The sequence below is a fragment of the Ensifer sp. 4252 genome, from assembly GCF_050434565.1.
In the GTDB taxonomy this organism is placed as follows: domain Bacteria; phylum Pseudomonadota; class Alphaproteobacteria; order Rhizobiales; family Rhizobiaceae; genus Ensifer.
Map to the genome: position 1 here is coordinate 1 of NZ_JBNDIU010000034.1, position 19,256 is coordinate 19,256.

The following is a 19,256-nucleotide window of genomic DNA, read 5'->3' on the forward strand; positions in this document are numbered from 1 at the left end:
TCGCTCATCGCCACCCACAAGAGCGCACGGCATTCCACCGAACCCGCCGCCGTCATGGAGCACGTCAATCTGCGCGGTCCCGGCTACTTTCATTGAGGAGACACCCAACGATGCTGATCAACCCAACCATCGACATGCTGCGCGAACTCGGCCTGACAGGCATGGCAAGCGCCTATCAGGAACTCGAGATGCAAACGGAAGCCAGAAGCCTCGAGCATGGCGAATGGCTTGCCCTGCTTCTCGAACGCGAGGCGACCACCCGCCGCCAGAAGCGCTTCGAGGCGAGAGCCCGCGCCGCCAAGCTGCGCCACGACGCCCAGATCGAGAATATCGACTTCCGCGCCGCCCGCGGCCTCGACCGCAATCTCTTCATGAAGCTGGCCGGCTGCGACTGGGTCAGGCAGCGCCACAGCCTGCTGTTGATCGGACCCGCCGGCGTCGGAAAGAGCTGGCTTGCCTGCGCTCTTGGACACAAGGCATGCCGAGAGGACCTCTCCGTTGCCTATCATCGCCTCCCCAGGCTCTTTGCCACACTCGCCCTGGCGCGCGGCGACGGCAGATATCCGAAGGTCCTAAAGGCCCTGGCCAGGACCGACCTGCTCATCCTCGACGACTGGGGTCCAGAGAAGCTCAACGACGAGCAGCGTCGCGATCTCCTGGAAATCATCGAGGACCGCTACGAGAAGCGATCCACCATCGTCACAAGCCAGGTTCCCATCGATCACTGGTACGACATGATCGGCAACCCAACCATTGCCGATGCCATCCTCGACCGCCTCGTACACAATGCCTATCGCATCGAGCTCAGCGGCGAGAGTATGCGAAAACAGAAAGCCGTGACCACCGGTCAAGCAACCCAGGCTTGACCGCGAAACGCGGTTCAGGTCAAAAACACATACGACCCAGGGGCACGCCAACTGTCCGGCTTCAAATCGGAATCGTGTCCGGCATGAGATTGGAATACCTGTCCGACTTCAGATTGGAATAGCCGTCCGGCATCACCGGAATACGCACCTGTCGTGCGAAGGCACAAGCAATCCACGTCTTTCCGGTGCCTGTTTGGCCGGTCAGGATTAGGTTCTCGTTTGCCTTCAGCCATGCACCTTGCGCCAGAGATAGGACGTTTCGGCGATCAAGACCGCGGTGAGATCCAAAATCGATGTCTTCGATCGAGGCATTGGCAAAACGAAGCTTTGCTGTGGCGAGCCTGTTTGTCAGCCGTCGGTCCGTTCTCACGGCGATCTCTCGGTCGAGCATCAACCCCAGCCGTTCGTCGAAGCTAAGGTCGTTTCCATGCGCCTGCTCGATAAGCTCGCGATAGGCGGTCGCCATCCCGGCAAGACCAAGCGCATTCATCTGATCCAGTGTTGGATGTGTCAGCATCTGATGTCCTCTTCATTGGTAGTAGGTTTTGCCGCGGATATTGCCGTGCGGCGGCGTCGGCTTCACAGCCTCGCTCATGGCCGGAGCCTGATCGAGACCAGATCTGAGAATGTTGGCGACAGACGAATAGCTGAGCGCGTTGATGACCAGCGCCCGCTCGCAAGCCAGTTCCAGCCGATCGGATTCGTAACGGCGCGCCAGGGAAAGAACGCCTTGAGCAGATCGGTAGCCTTGCTCGGGATGTGGCCGATCGCACAGCAAACGTTCGATAAAAATCGCCGTGTTGGTCCCGACCTTTGCTGCTTCCTTGCGCAATGTATGGGGTGTCGTGTTTGCGTAGCGCTGGTGAGCCTTGGGCATATGTTCATTGACGGTAATGTGCCCCGAGCGCTGCGAGCTTCGGATGTGGCTGGCGACACGCTTGTGGTCAAAGAAGATTTCGACTGCCCGATACGTCAGCCTGATATCGACCCGTCTTCCGATGAGACCGTGCGGCACGGAATAGAACGTCTTGTCGACCTCGACATGGTAATCGGGATGGACCTTGGCGACCTTCCATTCCGCATACTCAAACGGCGTTGAAGGCAGCGGCTTGAGCTGGGAGCGCTCGACTTCATCGAACAAAGCACGCCGAGATTTGCCATATCGCCGCATCGTTCGGGTGTTGAGGTCCTCGATCAAAGCGCTGATGCGGATATTGAGATCGACAAGGCTGAAGAAACGGTCGTTTCGAAGTCTGGCCAGAACCCACCTCTCGACGATTAAAACCGACCCTTCGGCGGAGGGTTTGTCGCGAGGACGCCTCGGGCGTGCCGGCAACACCGTCGTATCGTAATGATCGGCGAAGGCCGCAAATGTCGCATTCAACGTCGGCTCGAACCAAAGAGCCTTGGCCACCGCAGACTTGAGGTTTTCGCAGATAGTGGTCTTCGTCACGCCACCGAAGTAACTGAAAGCCCGTTGGTTCGCTTCGATCCAATCGGGCAGCTTTTGGCTGAAGCTGGCATAACAGAACGTCAGTTGTGACGCGCTTAGCACCGCCACATAGATCTGCGCTTCGCGGATCTCGCCGGTAGACGGATCGATGATCGGGATCGTATGGCCGGCATAGTCGCATTCCATCGCCACGCCACCAACGTGACGGCTGCGATAGGTGGGCTTGGCTCGGCTTTCGTGATCGGCAAACCGGCAGCAAAACCACGTATAGCCATAGCCATCCGGATGGGCTTCCCGATATTCCTGCCATAACAGATTGAGCGTCACGCCTTTGCGCTTCACTTCACGCGCAACCGTCGGCCAATTCGGCTCATCGCTATCGCGCGGAGGTCGCCCCATTCGGCGGAACAGTCGTTGCTCGAGAACATCGTCCTCATCCAGGCCTGGTGGAAGGGGCCAGACCGCAAGCCCGGCTTCCCGCGCCCGCAGCAGATACGTCGAAACCGACGTCTTGCTCATCTTCAGCCGTTCAGAAACGGCGCGTATCGACAATCCCTGCTCGAACGTCAGCCGCAGGATCGATCGGATGTCCTTCACGTCGGTATGTCTCGCTTGCTTCCGTCTGCGCATCATGTCCTCGCTCAAAAACACGAGGGCAAAGTGCCAGATCGGCGCTCACGAAAATCGATCTAAATCCGCCGCTATGCCTGTCCGCGACTTAGTGAAATCGCTGTCCCGTACTTTGTGAAACCCGCAATTTGTCCGATGAGATGGCGGCCGCGTTTCGGCAGGGCCGCCGAACTCTGTTCAAGGGGAGGGAAACGTCTTCAGATAGGCGATGATGTCCGCGATCTCTTCGGGTTTCTTCAGGCCGGGGAATGCCATCTTGGTACCCTTGATGTACGCTTTCGGGTTGGCAAGGTATTCGGTGAGATGCGTTTCATCCCAGCTCCAGCCTTCTTCTGCTTTCGCTTTGAAGGCCGGAGAATAGTTGAATCCTTCTACGGCAGCCACCTTCCGCCCCAGGATCCCGTTCAGTTCGGGTCCGACCTTGTTCTTTGCACCTTCGCCGACCGCGTGACATGCCGCACATTTCTTGAACACTGCTGCACCGGTTTCCGCATTGCCATCGGCGAGGGCGGGCGTTGTGGACAGAAGACATAGGACTGTTACAGCAAGACGTTTCTGCATTGTTACTTCCATTTTGGATTGGAGGCGGCGGGCGGCTTTCGCCACCCGCCATTGGGCTCAAGCGGACTTGTATTCCTGCGATTTGAACGAGAGGTGAGCGACGTTCCGGGGGGCATCGGCGATCTTGCGGATGTCCCCCCATGTCTGCTTGTAGTTCGGCAGTATGAGCTCGTTGGTGCCCGCATTCACGACATTGCCCTGAACACCGGTCGGATAGCCGAAGAGCATGAAGGTCTCGCCGCGTCTGGCAGTCGGCGTGGGATAGACCATCGCCTGTGTCGCGCCAGCATCGTTGAACACTTCCACGAGGTCGCCTTCCTTCAGGCCTGCATCGCTCATGTCCTGCGGGTTCATCTGGATGAAGGGGTAGGGCCAGCGATCCATGACGAAGTCGTTCTCCTGATCGAGATAGGCCGATTGCCAGACGTGGTTCGCGCGGCCGTTGTTGATCAGGTAGCGGTACTTGTCTTTCTGCTCCTGTTTTCCAGGGGCCTGCAGACCGCGCCACTCAGAAACCATGAACTTGGCCTTGCCGTCCTCCGTCCCGAACTTCCCGTCTTCATAGAGCCGTTTGGTTCCGATCAGCTTGCCGTTCTCGAACCCCGTTGGCGGTTCCTGCACGCCATTGGTTCCCATCGCCTTCAGACGTTCATAGGTCACGAACTCCCCGCCATGGGCGACCTTGTGGAACCCATCCATGAACGCGTCTTCTTCGGTCTTCCAGTCAAAGCCCTTGAATTTGTCCGCATAGGTTGCGTCACCCATGTCGCGCAGCACTCGCTCCATGTGATTGGCGAGTCTGGCAGCAATCAGGCAGTCGGGCATCGATTGCCCCGGCGGGTCCATATAGCGCTCGGTCAGCCGAAGACGCCGCTCGCCGTTCATGGATGTGAGGTTCATCTCGCCTGCGGTCGCGGCTGGAAGGATCACATGGCAGGCCTGTCCGATCTTGGTCGGGATGATGTCAACATTGACCGCGAAGAGACCGCCTTTGTTGATGGCATCAACTATCGCTTTCACCATGGCATCGCGATCACCATAGGGAACCGCGCTCATCGCGTCTTTCACGATATCGGTGCGCTTCTTGTAGACCTTCTTGAACTCATGCGCGTTCAAGGTCGTCTTGTAGTGGTCACAACCCCAGATGTGGTGGACGCCGCCCTGGCCGCCGATCAACAATTGGTCGACATAGGCCGCAGGCTTACCCACATGCGCGTCGGAGGGGCGGGCATAACCCTCCTGGTGGCCGCCGAGGCGCACGCACCCGCCACCCGGCCGCCCGATGTTGCCTGTTGCCAGTGCGATGTTCACAAGAGCCGCGTTGGTGCGGTAGTTGTCGTTGCCCCAGATGAGGCCTTTCTCGTAGGGCAGCATGGAACGTCGCCGTTTGCCGTCAGCCTTGGGTTCGGCAATCCATTGGACGGCCTTCTCGATGTCGGCTGCTGGCACGCCGCAGATTCTCGATGCCTCTTCGAGGGTGACCTTGTTGCCCTTCACGGCTTCATCGAAGCCACTGGTGCTGGCTTCTATGAAAGCCTTGTCGACCCATCCCTTCTCTACGATGTGCGTGAAGATCGCATTGAACAAGGCGAGGTCGGTGCCCGACTGAATTGCGAGGTGCAGGACGTTCTCGGTACCCGCTTCTGCTTCGCAGGCGTTGATGGAGACAGTTCGGCGTGGGTCGACGAAGACGACTCGACAGGCTGCATGTTCCTCGCCTGGAATTTGTTCCTTTTTCTTGTCGACCGTTGCGCCCCGCATGTTCGGGACCCAGTGGTTGAGGAAGTAGTTCGTCTGGGTCTCGAGCGGATTTGCACCTACACAGAAGATGGTATCGGCCAGTTCTGCGTCTTCGTAGCAATTGTTCAGTTCGCCCACACCCATGTCGCGGGTGGCGTGGACTTCCGAATTGTAGGCGGGCCGGTTGTGGATCCGGATGTTCTTGACCTTCATCGCCTCGAAATAGAGCTTGCCCGTGCCCCAGGTGTTCTCATACCCGCCACCTGCACCACCATGGTCGTAGGCCGACACGTACAGAGCGTCCTCGCCTTTCTCCTTGACGACGGCAGCGGTGACACGTGCGACGAGGTCCAACGCGTCTTCCCAACTTGTCGGCAGCATCTGTCCGTACCGCCAGACGAGCGGGTCGGTGAGACGCTGCTGCTGAGTGTTGCGAGCCTCGGAGAAGCTCATCTCCGCCATACGAGCACCGCGCACGGAACCAAGACCCGAGTTCACGACGCATTCGTGATCCGGCTTGATAACGATATGAACGTCCTCGCCATTCTGCTTGACGAGGTTGTACATGGCAGGGGAATACCACGCGTCGGTTTCGGCCTCCTGCTGCTTGGCGAGATCGACACCGAAGATGTTCTTGCTTGCATCGGTGCCGCCCTGCTTGTTCACCGGCCAGGTGTAGGCATGGTAGCCGCAGCCGACGATGCAGAAATGGCACGTGACATTGTGTTGTTTCGCGTCTGCGGGAATGATCGGCAGACGGTCGATATGACGTTTGTAAGCCATCTGATCTCTCCCTCAGAGCACGTTTGAAAGGCGGCCGTAGAGCAATTCGTCCACGCCCTCGGCAAAGATGTCGCCATTGTCCGCGATCCGAAGCGCATACTGCGGAAGGTTCTGGGTCGACTGGCCCCAGACCTGCTGACCGCCTTTTTCCGGATCAAAGACCGAATAGTGGCCAGGACAGTTGAATGTCTTTTCTTCAGGTGAATAGGTGAGGGGGAATCCCTTGTGCGGGCAGATTGTCGAGAAGCCGACGATGTCTCCATCGGGACCGATACCACCTTCAACCCGGACGCCGAGCTTGAGTAGGACGCCTGCAGCGTCATCATCGGGATAGGTGACATTCAGTGGTTCGTTCACAACAAGGTCGGAAACATTGGCCAGGCGGTTGGAAGGATAATCGACCCGTGCGCCAGGAACGGCAGCTCGTGCTTGCGGCGCAGCTCCAGCAGCAGCAACAGTAGCACCTGCCGCAACCAGTGCGCTTCCGCGCAGAAATTGACGGCGACCGAGATCGACCATGTTTCGACAGCGTGACATTCAAGCCTCCCTTGTTCTCGTGTCCACGTGAACAGGTCAGCAATTCCCATGCCATGTCGGATTAAGGTCGGTTTTCCCGAACGACGTAGTCATCGTATGGTCGAACACACGCTCTGGTGTCCGGAATTGCGGACGTTTCGAAGCATCCGATGTTCAGTTTTCCGGACGTGCCGAGCTTTCGATACCGAACCGGGTCATCTTCTCCCACAGTGTCGTCCGTGACACGCCAAGATGGCGCGCCGCCCGCGATATCTGCCCGTTTGTCATGGTGAGAACCCTAAGTATCTGTCTTCGTTCGGCGGCGTCTCGCGCTTCCGAGAGGGTTTCCACGGGTGGTGCAACAAACGCTACACGCTTCTCGGGAAACAGGTCAATCGGCATCAGAAGGGTGTTCTCCGAAAGAGCTGCTGCACGTTCCAGGCGGTTACGCAGTTCGCGGGCATTGCCTGGCCACTGGTGTTCAAGCATGGCGTCCTCCGCGAGCGCGCTGATGCCGCGGACGGGCGTGTCGCGAACTTCGGTGATTTCCTCGAGAAAGCGCTGCGCTAGCCAAAGGACGTCCTCGGGTCGGTCTCTCAGGGGATGTAAATTTATCGGCAGGGCCGAGAGCCGGAAATAGAGGTCCTGGCGGAAAGCGGAGCGGCTCTCATCCTCGATCTCCTGATGGGTCGCGCATACGATGCGGGCCTTGAACGGAATCGGCTTTTCACTTCCCAGGCGATGGAAATGTCCATCTTCAATGAGACGCAGCAACTTCACTTGCAGAGGAAGCGGCATGTCGCCGATCTCGTCGAGGAACAGGATCCCGTCGCCAGCCCTTTCTGTATACCCGCGATGGAGTTGGTGCGCTCCGGTGAATGCACCCTTCTCGTGGCCGAACAGTTCGCTTTCGAGCAACTCTGCAGGGATGGCGGCGCAATTGACGGCCATGAACGGCGCGGTGGGCCGAGCCGAGGCCTGATGGAGGAACCGGGCGCACACTTCCTTGCCCGTACCGGTCTCGCCTTGGATGAGGACAGGGAGCGTGTGGGACGCATACCGCCGCAGGACCATCTCGACCTGACGCATCGACGGCGAAATGCCGAGCTCCCCGTCAATGGAAGAGCCTGAACTAGACCTCAAGCTGGAGGCGATCCTGTCCAGCAGCGTCGCCATGTCGAATGGCTTCGTGATGAAGTCTACAGCACCGCTGCGCATGAGCCGGACCGCCTGGTCGATGTCTCCATAACCGGACATGAACAGGAACGGTGTGGTTGTTTCCCGACAGCTCTGCCGAAACACATCTTCTCCATCCATATCCGGAAGGCGAATGTCGCATATCACTAGGTCGAAATCGGCCGTACTGCTCGACAGTCCCCGTACGGCATCTTCCCCTCGTGTCCACCATTGAACTTTGTGTCCTTCCAATGAAAGGCGCTGAACCAAGGATTCACCCATGATCGGGTCGTCCTCAAGGAGTCCAATTCGACCCGCGTCACGCTGCATGGCTTACCTCCAAGGTATCTGTGAGAGGCAGGTGCAATTCTACCAACGCCCCTGCAAAAATGCTCTCTTTGACTTCGATGCGCCCGCCTGCCTCTCCGACCATCCCTCGAACCATCCACAGGCCCAACCCGCTGCCAGCGCGATGCGCAGGCTCAATCTCGTTCGACGTCAGCATATCGAGGGCCGGCTGCCCTAAGCCCGGCCCGGAGTCGCCGACGGCTAGAACGAAGGCTCCGTGTTCAATCCGCGATTCGACAATCACGGTTCCATCATCTCCCGCAGCGGAGCTCGCATTGAGTGCTAGGTTTAGCAGCGCTTGTCTCACTGCGACGCCTGAAAGGGCCGCAAGGGACAGCGTGTCGGGACATCGACGCTCCCAGATCAATGTCTGATGACGCCTTGCTATCTCCGGGGCGATGAGAAGACGTACATCATCCAAATCCTGCAGGGTCACCGGCTTGCCCATGCGGTCCGGTCGATAAGTTGCCAGCGCAGCGCGCACCACGTCGCGTATTCCGGTTAGGCCGCGTTCGAGCAGCGACAGACTGCTTCCTCTCACCTCCTCGTCGCTCCCATGGCGCTTGAGCGTGTCTATGCAATTGAAGAGCCCGCCAAGCGGATTGTTGATCTCGTGGGCCATGCTGGATGCGAGCCTGCCCAAGCTGGCGAGCTTTTCTTCCTCGGCAAGCTTCAACGTGAGGGCGTTGCGTTCGCTTTCCGCCTGCACCAGTGCGTTGAAGCCGTGGAACAGTTCCGCAAATTCGCCCTCGCGCCTTGGAAACTCTTCCAACGCGATCGGTCTTGGTGTCGCGCTCGCGCCTGAGCGCATGTGATCGGCAAGAGTCTTGACGGGTTGAACCATGCGCTTGGCGAGGAGATAGCCGACCGTTGCGAATGCTACGGCAAGTGCCGCGTTCGTGGCCAGCAGGGTGTTCAATACTTGACGACGCTCAGCGATGAGGTGGGATATGTCGAAGGAAGCGTGTATCGCGCCGACCGTCTTGCCCTGGTACTCGAGTGCCCGCTTCCCGAAACCTGTGTGCGTCTCCCAGTCTATTTGCATCCCGTCCATCATGGGTGGCCGCTCAGAATAATCCGGGGGGAGTTCCGCGAGTGGTGCTATCGACTTCGGATCGCTTGAAGCCAGCACCCGTCCGTTACGTCCCGTGACAATCGTTTCAACAGGGGCGAGAGAGCCGTAGATCGATCGGGTCCTGTCCAGCACGTCATATGTCTCCCAAATATCTCCGCGGAGAACCGTGGGAATGAGCGCGGTGGACAGCCCGTCCAGATATGTGCCGACGATTGCTGCCATGTGCTGTTCCTGGGTTTCGTGCAGTCTTGTAAGGACGCGCTCCGATATGATGACGCTGATAACGATCATCAGGGTCGCCACCAGTGCGGGGACACGAAACGTCAGGGGGATGCGTTGATAGTAGGCGGCAAATCTCATCCGAGTCTCCGCACCAGCTCGATATTGTCAGAGATGCTGTCAAACGTGGATTCCGGCGCATCTACGAAGCCGTCGAGCTCCAGCCTTGCGAGCACCGACCGTCCGACCGGATCATAAGCCATGTTGAGGAAGGCTGACTGAAGTTGTGCAAGAACGGCCGTCCCCTTGATCCGGGCGGGAGCGGCGATCGGAGGAAACCCGTACCATGGCGATCGCAGGATCACCTTCGTCCTGGCTACCAGGTCGGGTTCGATATGCCGCATCACCTCCCAGACATAGCCATCGACGCTGCCCGAGTTTGCTAGGCCAGAAGCCACAGCACGGATCACGTTTCGATGGCCATAGGTGAAGAAGGTTTTGCGGAAGAACATCTCCTCGCTGAGACGCTGCGCCGCCAGGTACGCTTTGGTTACGAGATATCCGGAGTTGGAATCCGGATCCGAGAAGGCATGGAGGTCTCCTTTGCAGTCTTCAAGCCTGGTCACTCCACGGTCTGAACCAACGATAAGATAGGATTGATAAAGGGGCTTTCCCCGCCACACGGGTGTCGACACCAGCGCGAGTTCGTCCTGGAACTTTCTGTAGGGGTATCCGCAGATCCAAGCGGCCTCGAGGCTTCCTGCTACCAGCAGCGCGGTCACCTCCTGATAGGTTCGCTGAGTGACGAGTTGGACCTCATGACCCGTCACCCGTGTCAGATAGCTGCGCAGATCGTCCAACACTTCGAGATCGTTCGAGAGGAAAACGGGCGTAAGGCCGAAGCGAAGGAAACCCTTCTCGGTGCCGAGTTCATCGGCCACCACACTGAAGGGTGCAGCCGCGGCTGCAAGTATTCCGCCGACGAACGATCGCCGGCTCATGCTGGCGAACGTGCTCGCTCCCGCGAGATGCTCGCACACTTTCTTCGCCATAGAATCCTCCCGTCGGGCACTGCCCGGACGAGCTTTCCGTCTCCCGTCGGAAAGCGCTTTGGCGGAGCAGAACAAGTCTGCCCCGCCCCAAGACGTAGCACTTGCGCTTGACGTTGTCCATATTTCTAGTATTCTGGATATATGGAACAAGAAAACGCAATCCTCGCTCTGGCCGCGCTCGCTCAGTCCACTCGGTTGGATACATTTCGCCTTCTCATCCGACACGAACCGGAAGGTATGCCGGCGGGTGAAATCGCGCGGGCTCTGGCCGTTCCTCAAAATACGATGTCCGCCCACCTCAACATACTCGCTAGGGCAGGGCTGGTCTCCTCCGAACGCCGGAGCCGCCTCATCGTCTATCGTGCAGATACATCACGGCTGCGCGATCTCATGCTGTTTCTCATCAAGGACTGCTGTGGCGGCGACGCCAACCTGTGTGCTCCCTTGATTGCTGAGCTCAATCCCTGCTGTTTACCGGAAAAGGTGTCTTCATGACAAAATCCACCTTCAACGTAATGTTTCTTTGCACGGGCAACTCCGCCCGTTCGATCATTGCCGAAAGCGTCCTGAGAAAGGACGGGGCGGGCAAGTTCAAGGCTTTTTCCGCTGGCAGCCAACCGAAAGGCGAGGTGAACCCTTTCGCGATCGAGACGCTCGCTGGACATCACTACCCGGTCGAAGAGCTGCGCTCCAAGAGCTGGGACGAGTTTGCAGTACCAGGCGCTCCGGAGCTCGATTTCGTGTTCACCGTCTGTGACAATGCGGCAGGCGAAGCCTGCCCTGTCTGGCCAGGTCAACCCATGACAGCGCATTGGGGCATCGAAGACCCCGCGGCGGTCGAGGGCACTGATGCTGAAAAGCGCGTCGCCTTTGCAACGACGCTTCGCCACATGAAACTCCGCATTGCCGCGTTTGCTGCGCTTCCCGTCGAAAGTCTGGAGCGTCTGAGCCTGAAGGCCAAGCTGAACGAGATCGGTCAGATGGAAGGCTCTACGTCAAAGAGGTCCGACGTCGCATGAGCAATCCAATCGATATCGTCATCTACCACAATCCGGATTGCGGCACGTCCCGGAACACACTGGCCATGATCCGCAACGCTGGTATCGAGCCCCATGTCATCGAATACCTGAAGACGCCGCCAAGCCGAACGTTGCTTGAGCAACTCGTTGTCCGCATGGGCATTTCGGTCCGGGAACTGATCCGCGAAAAAGGCACACCCTACGAGGAACTGGGGCTTGGCGATCCATCCCTTACCGACGCGCAGCTCATCGACGCGATGATGGAGGAGCCGATCCTGATTAATCGCCCAATCGTCGTTTCTACGCTCGGCGTGAAGCTGTGCCGTCCTTCCGAGGCCGTGCTCGACATCCTTCCGCAAGAGCAAAAGGGCGCGTTCAGCAAGGAAGACGGCGAAGTCGTCGTCGACGCGAGCGGCCGGCGCGTCTAGCCGCCCATGGCATTACTGGAACCAACTGACGCGGCCTCCTGTGAGGCCGCGATGGACATTTTATTTCAAGGAGCACTCAATGCGTGCGGCTCAACCCACATTACGTCTATCGTTCCTCGACCGCTATCTCACAGTCTGGATCTTTGTCGCTATGGCGCTCGGGCTCCTCTTGGGCACGGTATTCACTGGTCTGCCTGCTGCGATCGACAGCCTTTCGATTGGAACGACCAACGTTCCGATCGCGATCGGGCTCATCCTGATGATGTACCCGCCGCTCGCCAAGGTGCGGTACGAAGAACTTCATCTGGTTTTCGAGGACAAACGAGTTCTGGCACTCTCGCTCATCCAGAATTGGCTGATCGGACCGGCACTCATGTTTGGGTTGGCGGTGCTCTTCCTACGCGACTACCCGGAGTACATGACTGGTCTTATCCTCATCGGTCTCGCTCGCTGCATCGCGATGGTGCTCGTTTGGAACCAGCTTGCCAGGGGCGACAATCAGTACGTAGCCGGCCTCGTCGCCTTCAACTCGATCTTCCAGATCCTATTCTTCAGCGTCTACGCCTGGTTCTTCCTCACCTTTCTGCCGCCTCTGTTCGGGCTTGAAGGAAGCGTGATCGACGTTTCCTTCTGGACGATTGCAGAAGCCGTGCTGATCTACCTCGGCATTCCCTTCCTTGCCGGATACATGACGCGTCGTTTTCTGACGAAGGCGAAGGGGAACGACTGGTATGAGAACACCTTCCTTCCGAAGATCAGCCCCGTCACGCTCGCGGCGCTTTTATTCACGATCGTGGCGATGTTCAGCCTGAAGGGCGCTGATGTGGTGCGTCTGCCGTTCGACGTCGTGCTCATCGCGATACCGCTGACAATCTACTTCGTCATCATGTTCACGGTCAGCTTCTTCATGGCCAAACTGATCGACACCGACTACCCGCGCACCACCGCCGTTGCCTTCACGGCCGCTGGGAACAACTTCGAACTGGCTATCGCTGTCGCCATCGCGGCATTCGGCCTGGCATCGCCAGTGGCTTTCGCAGCAGTCATCGGACCGCTGGTCGAGGTGCCCGTCCTCATCCTGCTGGTGCAATTCGCCCTGTGGCTCGGACGGCGCTATTTCAATGAAACGGCTCCGGCGGCCGTCACGTCGAAGGTATAGGAGACTGACATGAGACTACGCACCCTTTCCGACGTCAGACATATGCCGGCCCTCGATCCAGCCTACTTGTATCGCAATCCGGCTGAGGGGTTGGGACCGCTGGATCACAAGCCGCGTATCCTGCTGCTTTATGGTTCGCTTCGCGAGCAATCCTATTCCCGACTGGCGGTTGAGGAGGCAGCGCGCATCCTTGAGTACTTCGGTGCGGAAACCAGGATCTTCGATCCGTCGGACCTCCCGTTGCCGGACCAGGTGAAGGGCGACAACCATCCGGCTGTGAAAGAGCTTCGCGAACACGCGATCTGGTCGGAAGGCATGGTGTGGTGCTCGCCCGAGCGCCACGGGCAAATTACCGGCATCATGAAGGCGCAGATCGATCACCTTCCCCTGAACATGGGCGGCATCCGGCCGACGCAGGGACGTACGCTCGCGGTCATGCAGGTCTCCGGCGGCTCGCAGAGTTTCAATGCAGTGAACACTCTACGACTCCTTGGTCGATGGATGCGGATGAACACGATCCCTAACCAGTCGAGCGTCGCTAAAGCCTGGCAGGAATTCGACATCCATGGCCGGATGAAACCCTCCAGCTACTACGATCGTATCGTCGATGTGATGGAAGAACTGTTCCGATTCACCGTTCTGCTGCGACCGCACGCCCAGCATCTTGTTGACCGCTATTCTGAACGCAAGGACGCGGGCAAGCCGATCAATCCTGAGACAGATCTTTCGGCGATCGCCATCGCCCCGCAGAAGGGTGCGGCTTGAAGGCGGAGCCTCGGTCGAAGGTGACGGAGCGAGGCGAGGTTCGGCACTTTGGGGAGCCGTTTGCCGGAGGGTCGTCGCAACGGAGGAAGGGATGAAGTGGTTTAAGAAACGAAGCGGCCAGGAAAGGGTCCAAAGGCAGCGCCACTCGGATGATGGAGGGGCCGTGATCATCGTTGCGGTGGGCCTTATCGCTCTTTTGACAGTAATCAATCTGGGTACCTGGTTCGTTGGAGATTTCTTTGCCGGTGCGCAGGCGGGTTCGGTCGCTTTCCTGATCGGATGGTCAACATTCGCGCTCTATTCGGTCAAAACCCAGGGTACTGAGCGCGTGCGGCTGCTGCCTTCGTTTGAGACTTGGCTCAAGTTTGCAGCACCAATAGTCGCTGCCGGCGGTGTGATCTGGCTAGCTTCTTGACGCTGGGACTAGGATGGCGCTTGCGCAAGTGAATCCTTAACCCGCGTGGGCTGTCACACCAGTGACAAGGCCCGTTGCTATTTCGCAGGCAACGGGGTGGTCGGAATGCGAACTGGGCAAACACTCGGATTGGTAATTTGGGCTGCCGCAGTCGGCGGCGTTTCGTATGCGCTGGCGGAAGGTCACGACCGCCACGTCGCGTCCGCCGGCAGCATTCGCGTGATCCATCCATGGATGAGGGCGGCCGATGCAGATGGCTCAACGTTGGTCTTCATGGATATAGTGAACACGGGCTATCCCATCAGACTGACACGCGCCAGAACCGACGCCGCAGAGCGTGCAGACGTCGTGGGCATAACAATGAACGGGACTGAGCTTTCGACGGCCGCTGTTGGTGCGGTTGATGTCCCGGTCGGAGAGCTCCGGCTTGACCCAGGCGGACTCGCTATTAAACTCGATGGCCTGTCGGAAGAACTAGCGGTCGGAGAAGAAGTCGACATCGTCCTCACCTTCGAACCGGGCGGTGAATTGACGGTCCATGCCGAGGTCGAGCCTGCCGACGCAACCGAGCACCGCCACTCCGGCCATTCCCACCAGTGAGTGTCATATAGCTGAAATGAACCCTCAATAGGGTCCCTCCGCGCGGCACTTTCGGTGCCATGAGTTTCAGGTTCTTCGAGGGGTTCTACTGATGATCAGGACACTTTTTTCCGGCGTATGCTGTGCAGCTCTAATGACAGCGTATGTCAGCGCCGCCGATCTCCCGCAAGCCAGCGACAGCTATTTTACAGCGGCAAAGGCCGCACTCGAGTCGAAGCTCTCAGTTCAGCCCATCACGGGCAAGGCGAAGAACATCATCATCTTCGTCGGCGACGGCATGAGCGTGGCCACGGTCACGGCCGCCCGTATTCTTGAGGGCCAGAAGCGCGGCGTTGACGGCGAATCCAACGTCCTGACGATCGACACCTTCCCTTACACGGCGATGTCTAAGACCTACAGCCATGACGGACAGGTTTCGGATTCAGCGCCGACGGCCACAGCGATGGTTGCCGGCGTGAAGACGCGCAACGACATCATCGGCCTGAACCAGGATGCGGTTGTTGGCGATTGCGACGCCTCGAAGGGCAAGGAAGTCAAGACGATATTCGAGATGGCGGAAGAAACCGGCCTGGCGACGGGCGTGGTCTCCACCGCCCGCATCACGCACGCAACCCCAGCAGCCGCTTACGGCCACACACCCGACCGCGACTGGGAAAACGACAAGGAAGTCGGCGACGCGATCGCCAAGGGCTGCAAGGACCTTGCCGACCAGCTCGTCAACTGGCGCGCGGGCGATGGTTTCGAGGTCGTGCTCGGGGGTGGCCGCAGCAACTTCGTTCCCACCGAGACCGCAGATGCCGAGGACGAGGGCAAGACCGGCAGCCGCACCGATAAGCGCGACCTGACGGCCGAATGGGCGTCGAAGAGTAACAACCACCTCTATGTCACGGACAAGGCGGGCTTCGATGCGGCCGACCTTTCCTCCGGTGCCAAGCTCCTCGGTCTGTTCGAGCGCAGCCATATGGAATACGAGCTGGATCGCGCGAAAGATGCCAAGGGCGAGCCTTCGCTTGCCGAGATGACCGCCAAGGCGATCGAGCGGCTTGCCCAGAACGAAAACGGTTTCGTGCTGATGGTCGAGGGCGGCCGCATCGACCACGCCCATCACGCAGGCAATGCCGCCCGCGCGCTCGAAGATGCGATCGCCTTCGATCAGGCGATCAAGAAGGCCCTGGAACTGACCAAGCGCGAAGATACCCTCATCGTCGCAACGGCCGACCACGGCCACACCATGACGATCAACGGCTACCCGAAGCGCGGTAACCCTCTGTTCGGTCTCGTGGTGGATGTCGACGGCTCGGTTGCCAAGGCCGCCGATGGCAAGCCCTACACAACCCTCGGCTATGCCAACGGTCCAGGATCGGTGTTCCCCGCACTGGAGAAGGGCAAGACGGACGCTCCGCCTGCCGGCACGCGTCCCGACCTCAGCACCGTCGATACGCAGTCTCCCGACTTCTTGCAACCCGCCCTGGTGCCGATGGAATCGGAAACGCACGCGGGTGACGACGTGGTGATCTACGCCTGGGGGCCGCAAGCCCACCTGGTCTCGGGCACCGTCGAGGAAAACTACATCTACCACGTCCTCTCGAACGCCTCGGGTCTCGGCCAGCAGGACTGACGGTCCATCCGTCCAGATAATGCTCACGCAACCCGGCCTTGACCGGGTTGCCCTTTCTAGCAGGTGACGCATGCGACGGCTGATCTCGGTTGCTTTATTGATGTTCATCTCCGTTGCCGTTGCCGCGGGCGCTGCCGTGGCCGCGGCAAGCACGCTGACCTTCGCGGAGCTCTATGAAAAGGGCAGTGATCCGTCTGCGAAGACCAAAGCCCTAACAGGCCGCGAAGTCTCCATCGTCGGATACATGGCTCCACCGCTCAAAGCCCAGGCGCCTTTCTTCGTTTTGACCAAGATGCCCATGGCCGTCTGCCCGTTCTGCGACTCGACGCTGGACTGGCCGACCGACATCGTCCTGATCAAGACCTCTTCGATTGTCGAGGCCACGCCTTTCAATTTCCCGATCAAGGTTGTCGGCAAGCTCGAAGTTGGCTTCGAAAAGGACCCGGAGACTGGCTTTGTTAGCTTCCTTCGGCTCTCCGACGCCACTTTCGAACGGCTCTGAACCCCCATGGTCTCGCTTCAACGGATTCGTGTCGAAGTACCGGATACCCCAAACGACCAACGCGCGATTCTCGCCATCGAGGATCTGTCGTTTTCACCCGGAGAACTGACCGTGGTGGCGGGGCCGTCCGGATCGGGAAAGTCCACCCTCTTGAACGTCATTGCCGGAATCACGCCCATTACGAGCGGCTCCGTCACGGTTCTCGGGGAGAAGGTAACCGAGTTACAGGGAAGCCGTCGTGACGCGTGGCGGCGGTGGACAGTCGGCATGATCTTTCAGGACTTCAATCTGATCGGGGAGTTGTCGCCGCTTGCCAACATTCGTTTGCCTGAAAGCTTCGGCAAAGTTGCTGGCGCCGCCACGAATGCGAGCTCGCTCATGAAGCGGTTCGGCATCCCGGAAGATCGAGCGACCGTTTCGCATATGTCGCGGGGGGAGCAGCAGCGCGTTGCAATCGCCAGGGCACTTCTGTTTGATCCGCCTCTCATCTTGGCCGACGAGCCCACCGCCAGCCTCGACACCAAGAACGGCAATTTCGTTATCGATGCGCTGATCGAGGAAGCGGCGAAGGGGAAAACGGTCATTGCCGTCAGCCACGATCCGGAATTCAATGCGCGCGCTGCGACCACCATCCATCTCGATCACGGAAGAGTAGTCCGGAAGGATAGCGCGCGATGAACCCCTTTCCGATGGTCCTCGCGATGATGCGCGCGGACCGCCGTCTTAACCTGATGCTCGTGATCCTCATAATGATTGCCACGGGGCTGGGCGTCGCCATCATTTCGCAGGAGCGCGCCCTGAAGCAGGCGAGCGCGCAGGCTGTCGACAAGTTTGACCTGATCATCGCCGCTCCCGGAAGCATCACCGACGTAACGTTGAAGTCGCTGTTCCTGCGGCCTGGCTCGGTCGAGCTGCTGAACCCCGAGGTCGTCCGACAGGTCCTGGCCGAGAAGCGTGTGGCGTTCGCCGCGCCACTTGCCTTCGGCGATAGCGTCAATGGCGATCCGGTCGTTGGGACGACGCGCGACCTCGTTTTGCACCTGGCGGATGGCCGTTTGGCAGAGGGTAGGGGCTTTCAAAATTGGGAAGAGGCCGTCGTCGGGCAGGCTTCACCACTGAAAGTCGGCGACACGTTTCAAACAAGCCATGGCCATGGTCCGGAGGAAACGACGGGCGGTCTGGTTCACGCCCGTACGTTCACGGTGGTCGGCCGCCTTCCGGTCCAAGGTTCGCCTTGGGATCGTGCGGTAGTGATCCCGGTAGAACAGATATGGAAGCTGCACAATCTCCCGGCTGGGCATGCGCCGGAAGCGGGATCAGCGCTCGGGCCCCCTTTCGACGACGCTTATCTGACCGGAGTGCCGGCGATGGTGGTGAAGCCGGAGAATCTCGCTGCCGCATACGGCTTGCGGAACCTGTTCCGCACGGAAACGTCGACCGCGTTTTTCCCGGCGGAGGTTCTGGTCGGGCTCTACCAAGTGCTTGGCGACATCCGCTTGATGATGACAGCGCTCGCCGGCGGCACGCAGGCTCTCGTCGTTGCCGCAGTAATCGCCTGTGTGTCGGTGTTGCTGCGTGTCCATAAGCGTCGCTTCGCTGTGCTTCGGGCGCTTGGCGCGCCAAGAACCTATGTGTTCACCTGCATCTGGCTCTATGTCATGGCCGTCATAGCAAGCGGCGCAATCGCTGGGCTTCTCCTGGGATTCGCGGCTTCTCACCTGGCCGGACTGTTCGTTGCGAGCCAGACGGGCGTTTCCTTAACACCGTCAATAGGTCTCAGCGAGGTATCGCTGACCGCCCTTATCGTCGTAACAGGATGCGTGTTTGCGATAGTGCCCGCACTTGCGCTTTATAAAGACCGATTGGATCGCGCCCTGCAGACGGTATCCTGATGGGCCAGGCCTGCGGCCTACATCGGTTCAAAAACTCTTGGTGAGTGATGGGACACCCGCGGGTTCTGATCGGGGCGCATGCCTGTTCCAGATCCTGCGGCTGCAGAGTCGCCCGCTTCACCCGCTACAGCCGCGACCAGAGCTTTTCCGTTCTCGGCCGCAACAAGGCGCTCCTCCTGACGATGGCCGCAGGGTCGATCTTGGGAATGTTCATCGGCGGTCGGCTCCTCGAAATCGTGTCCAACGCGCTGCTGTTGCCGTTTCTGACCGTGATCCTGCTCATCTCGGCATGGAGGTCTGGCGACACAAATAGCAGCTGACGTCCTCTGCAGGGCCGAGGTCTTGCCGTTTGCAGGTGCGAACCGCACATGGCGCGGAACTCCGCCACTACCTTCGCCGCGAACTTCTCTTTGAAGTGGTAAGCCATGAACGCCAGGAA

20 protein-coding genes and 1 pseudogene are annotated in these 19,256 nt (G+C 59.2%); 13 read left to right on the top strand and 8 right to left on the bottom strand.

The window, feature by feature from the left end; translation table 11 throughout:
• Nucleotides 1–110 precede the first annotated feature (110 nt).
• The gene (istB, locus tag ABIE33_RS32900; RefSeq protein WP_429132874.1) at nt 111–866 is read left to right on the top strand and encodes an IS21-like element helper ATPase IstB; all 756 of its coding nucleotides are present in this window, start codon (nt 111–113) and stop codon (nt 864–866) included.
• Nucleotides 867–927: 61 nt separating this feature from the next.
• Here the strand turns inward: istB and ABIE33_RS32905 are convergent, their stop codons facing one another.
• From ABIE33_RS32905 to ABIE33_RS32940, 8 genes are all read right to left on the bottom strand, one after another.
• Nucleotides 928–1,383: an ATP-binding protein gene (locus tag ABIE33_RS32905; protein WP_429132877.1), complete on the bottom strand. Its 456-nt coding sequence runs from the start codon at nt 1,381–1,383 to the stop codon at nt 928–930.
• A gap of 12 nt (nt 1,384–1,395) precedes the next feature.
• Nucleotides 1,396–2,949 carry an IS21 family transposase gene (istA, locus tag ABIE33_RS32910; protein ID WP_429132880.1) on the bottom strand — a complete coding sequence of 518 codons (1,554 nt, stop codon included), beginning with the start codon at nt 2,947–2,949 and terminating at the stop codon, nt 1,396–1,398.
• 177 nt (nt 2,950–3,126) lie between these two features.
• Complete coding sequence (locus tag ABIE33_RS32915) at nt 3,127–3,510, bottom strand: c-type cytochrome (protein WP_429132882.1); 384 nt, start codon at nt 3,508–3,510, stop codon at nt 3,127–3,129.
• A gap of 57 nt (nt 3,511–3,567) precedes the next feature.
• Nucleotides 3,568–6,033, bottom strand: a complete 2,466-nt coding sequence (locus tag ABIE33_RS32920; RefSeq protein ID WP_429132884.1) for an arsenate reductase (azurin) large subunit — start codon at nt 6,031–6,033, stop codon at nt 3,568–3,570.
• A 12-nt stretch (nt 6,034–6,045) separates the two neighbouring features.
• The gene (locus ABIE33_RS32925; RefSeq protein WP_429132886.1) at nt 6,046–6,552 is read right to left on the bottom strand and encodes an arsenate reductase (azurin) small subunit; all 507 of its coding nucleotides are present in this window, start codon (nt 6,550–6,552) and stop codon (nt 6,046–6,048) included.
• A gap of 171 nt (nt 6,553–6,723) precedes the next feature.
• Entirely contained in the window at nt 6,724–8,055 is a 1,332-nt protein-coding gene (gene aioR, locus ABIE33_RS32930; RefSeq protein WP_429132887.1) for an arsenic response regulator transcription factor AioR, read from the bottom strand.
• Nucleotides 8,045–9,508, bottom strand: a complete 1,464-nt coding sequence (locus ABIE33_RS32935; RefSeq protein ID WP_429132889.1) for a sensor histidine kinase — start codon at nt 9,506–9,508, stop codon at nt 8,045–8,047. The genes aioR and ABIE33_RS32935 overlap by 11 nt, the downstream gene beginning before the upstream one ends.
• Nucleotides 9,505–10,419 carry a PhnD/SsuA/transferrin family substrate-binding protein gene (locus ABIE33_RS32940; protein ID WP_429132891.1) on the bottom strand — a complete coding sequence of 305 codons (915 nt, stop codon included), beginning with the start codon at nt 10,417–10,419 and terminating at the stop codon, nt 9,505–9,507. Before ABIE33_RS32940 ends, ABIE33_RS32935 begins: the two co-directional genes overlap by 4 nt.
• 141 nt (nt 10,420–10,560) lie before the next feature.
• Here ABIE33_RS32940 and ABIE33_RS32945 point away from each other — a divergent pair, with 141 nt between their 5' ends.
• From ABIE33_RS32945 to ABIE33_RS33000, 12 genes and pseudogenes are all read left to right on the top strand, one after another.
• Complete coding sequence (locus ABIE33_RS32945) at nt 10,561–10,914, top strand: ArsR/SmtB family transcription factor (RefSeq protein ID WP_429132893.1); 354 nt, start codon at nt 10,561–10,563, stop codon at nt 10,912–10,914.
• Nucleotides 10,911–11,438 carry an arsenate reductase ArsC gene (locus tag ABIE33_RS32950; RefSeq protein WP_429132895.1) on the top strand — a complete coding sequence of 176 codons (528 nt, stop codon included), beginning with the start codon at nt 10,911–10,913 and terminating at the stop codon, nt 11,436–11,438. The genes ABIE33_RS32945 and ABIE33_RS32950 overlap by 4 nt, the downstream gene beginning before the upstream one ends.
• Nucleotides 11,435–11,866: an arsenate reductase (glutaredoxin) gene (arsC, locus tag ABIE33_RS32955; RefSeq protein ID WP_429132896.1), complete on the top strand. Its 432-nt coding sequence runs from the start codon at nt 11,435–11,437 to the stop codon at nt 11,864–11,866. Before ABIE33_RS32950 ends, arsC begins: the two co-directional genes overlap by 4 nt.
• Before the next feature lie 79 nt (nt 11,867–11,945).
• A complete protein-coding gene (gene arsB, locus ABIE33_RS32960) occupies nt 11,946–13,025 on the top strand; it encodes an ACR3 family arsenite efflux transporter (RefSeq protein WP_429132898.1) in 1,080 nt (359 codons plus the stop codon).
• 9 nt (nt 13,026–13,034) lie between these two features.
• The gene (gene arsH, locus ABIE33_RS32965; RefSeq protein WP_429132900.1) at nt 13,035–13,790 is read left to right on the top strand and encodes an arsenical resistance protein ArsH; all 756 of its coding nucleotides are present in this window, start codon (nt 13,035–13,037) and stop codon (nt 13,788–13,790) included.
• A 91-nt stretch (nt 13,791–13,881) separates the two neighbouring features.
• Entirely contained in the window at nt 13,882–14,205 is a 324-nt protein-coding gene (locus tag ABIE33_RS32970) for a hypothetical protein (RefSeq protein WP_429132902.1), read from the top strand.
• 234 nt (nt 14,206–14,439) lie between these two features.
• Complete coding sequence (locus tag ABIE33_RS32975; protein ID WP_429132962.1) at nt 14,440–14,805, top strand: copper chaperone PCu(A)C; 366 nt, start codon at nt 14,440–14,442, stop codon at nt 14,803–14,805.
• Nucleotides 14,806–14,938: 133 nt separating this feature from the next.
• Nucleotides 14,939–16,423 (top strand): alkaline phosphatase, encoded by a 1,485-nt coding sequence (locus tag ABIE33_RS32980; RefSeq protein ID WP_429132903.1) that lies wholly within the window; start codon nt 14,939–14,941, stop codon nt 16,421–16,423.
• A gap of 70 nt (nt 16,424–16,493) precedes the next feature.
• Complete coding sequence (locus tag ABIE33_RS32985; protein ID WP_429132905.1) at nt 16,494–16,925, top strand: hypothetical protein; 432 nt, start codon at nt 16,494–16,496, stop codon at nt 16,923–16,925.
• A gap of 6 nt (nt 16,926–16,931) precedes the next feature.
• Nucleotides 16,932–17,603 carry an ATP-binding cassette domain-containing protein gene (locus ABIE33_RS32990; RefSeq protein WP_429132907.1) on the top strand — a complete coding sequence of 224 codons (672 nt, stop codon included), beginning with the start codon at nt 16,932–16,934 and terminating at the stop codon, nt 17,601–17,603.
• Complete coding sequence (locus tag ABIE33_RS32995; protein ID WP_429132909.1) at nt 17,600–18,817, top strand: FtsX-like permease family protein; 1,218 nt, start codon at nt 17,600–17,602, stop codon at nt 18,815–18,817. The genes ABIE33_RS32990 and ABIE33_RS32995 overlap by 4 nt, the downstream gene beginning before the upstream one ends.
• Nucleotides 18,818–18,930: 113 nt before the next feature.
• Nucleotides 18,931–19,130: pseudogene (locus tag ABIE33_RS33000) on the top strand (sulfite exporter TauE/SafE family protein); the annotation flags it as partial.
• Nucleotides 19,131–19,256: the final 126 nt, after the last annotated feature.

Coding starts and splice junctions, on each gene's coding strand:
- istB (WP_429132874.1), top strand. CDS start 111: ATGCTGATCAACCCAACCATCGACATGCTGCGCGAACTCGGCCTGACA.
- ABIE33_RS32905 (WP_429132877.1), bottom strand. CDS start 1,383: ATGCTGACACATCCAACACTGGATCAGATGAATGCGCTTGGTCTTGCC.
- istA (WP_429132880.1), bottom strand. CDS start 2,949: ATGCGCAGACGGAAGCAAGCGAGACATACCGACGTGAAGGACATCCGA.
- ABIE33_RS32915 (WP_429132882.1), bottom strand. CDS start 3,510: ATGCAGAAACGTCTTGCTGTAACAGTCCTATGTCTTCTGTCCACAACG.
- ABIE33_RS32920 (WP_429132884.1), bottom strand. CDS start 6,033: ATGGCTTACAAACGTCATATCGACCGTCTGCCGATCATTCCCGCAGAC.
- ABIE33_RS32925 (WP_429132886.1), bottom strand. CDS start 6,552: ATGGTCGATCTCGGTCGCCGTCAATTTCTGCGCGGAAGCGCACTGGTT.
- aioR (WP_429132887.1), bottom strand. CDS start 8,055: ATGCAGCGTGACGCGGGTCGAATTGGACTCCTTGAGGACGACCCGATC.
- ABIE33_RS32935 (WP_429132889.1), bottom strand. CDS start 9,508: ATGAGATTTGCCGCCTACTATCAACGCATCCCCCTGACGTTTCGTGTC.
- ABIE33_RS32940 (WP_429132891.1), bottom strand. CDS start 10,419: ATGGCGAAGAAAGTGTGCGAGCATCTCGCGGGAGCGAGCACGTTCGCC.
- ABIE33_RS32945 (WP_429132893.1), top strand. CDS start 10,561: ATGGAACAAGAAAACGCAATCCTCGCTCTGGCCGCGCTCGCTCAGTCC.
- ABIE33_RS32950 (WP_429132895.1), top strand. CDS start 10,911: ATGACAAAATCCACCTTCAACGTAATGTTTCTTTGCACGGGCAACTCC.
- arsC (WP_429132896.1), top strand. CDS start 11,435: ATGAGCAATCCAATCGATATCGTCATCTACCACAATCCGGATTGCGGC.
- arsB (WP_429132898.1), top strand. CDS start 11,946: ATGCGTGCGGCTCAACCCACATTACGTCTATCGTTCCTCGACCGCTAT.
- arsH (WP_429132900.1), top strand. CDS start 13,035: ATGAGACTACGCACCCTTTCCGACGTCAGACATATGCCGGCCCTCGAT.
- ABIE33_RS32970 (WP_429132902.1), top strand. CDS start 13,882: ATGAAGTGGTTTAAGAAACGAAGCGGCCAGGAAAGGGTCCAAAGGCAG.
- ABIE33_RS32975 (WP_429132962.1), top strand. CDS start 14,440: ATGAGGGCGGCCGATGCAGATGGCTCAACGTTGGTCTTCATGGATATA.
- ABIE33_RS32980 (WP_429132903.1), top strand. CDS start 14,939: ATGACAGCGTATGTCAGCGCCGCCGATCTCCCGCAAGCCAGCGACAGC.
- ABIE33_RS32985 (WP_429132905.1), top strand. CDS start 16,494: ATGCGACGGCTGATCTCGGTTGCTTTATTGATGTTCATCTCCGTTGCC.
- ABIE33_RS32990 (WP_429132907.1), top strand. CDS start 16,932: ATGGTCTCGCTTCAACGGATTCGTGTCGAAGTACCGGATACCCCAAAC.
- ABIE33_RS32995 (WP_429132909.1), top strand. CDS start 17,600: ATGAACCCCTTTCCGATGGTCCTCGCGATGATGCGCGCGGACCGCCGT.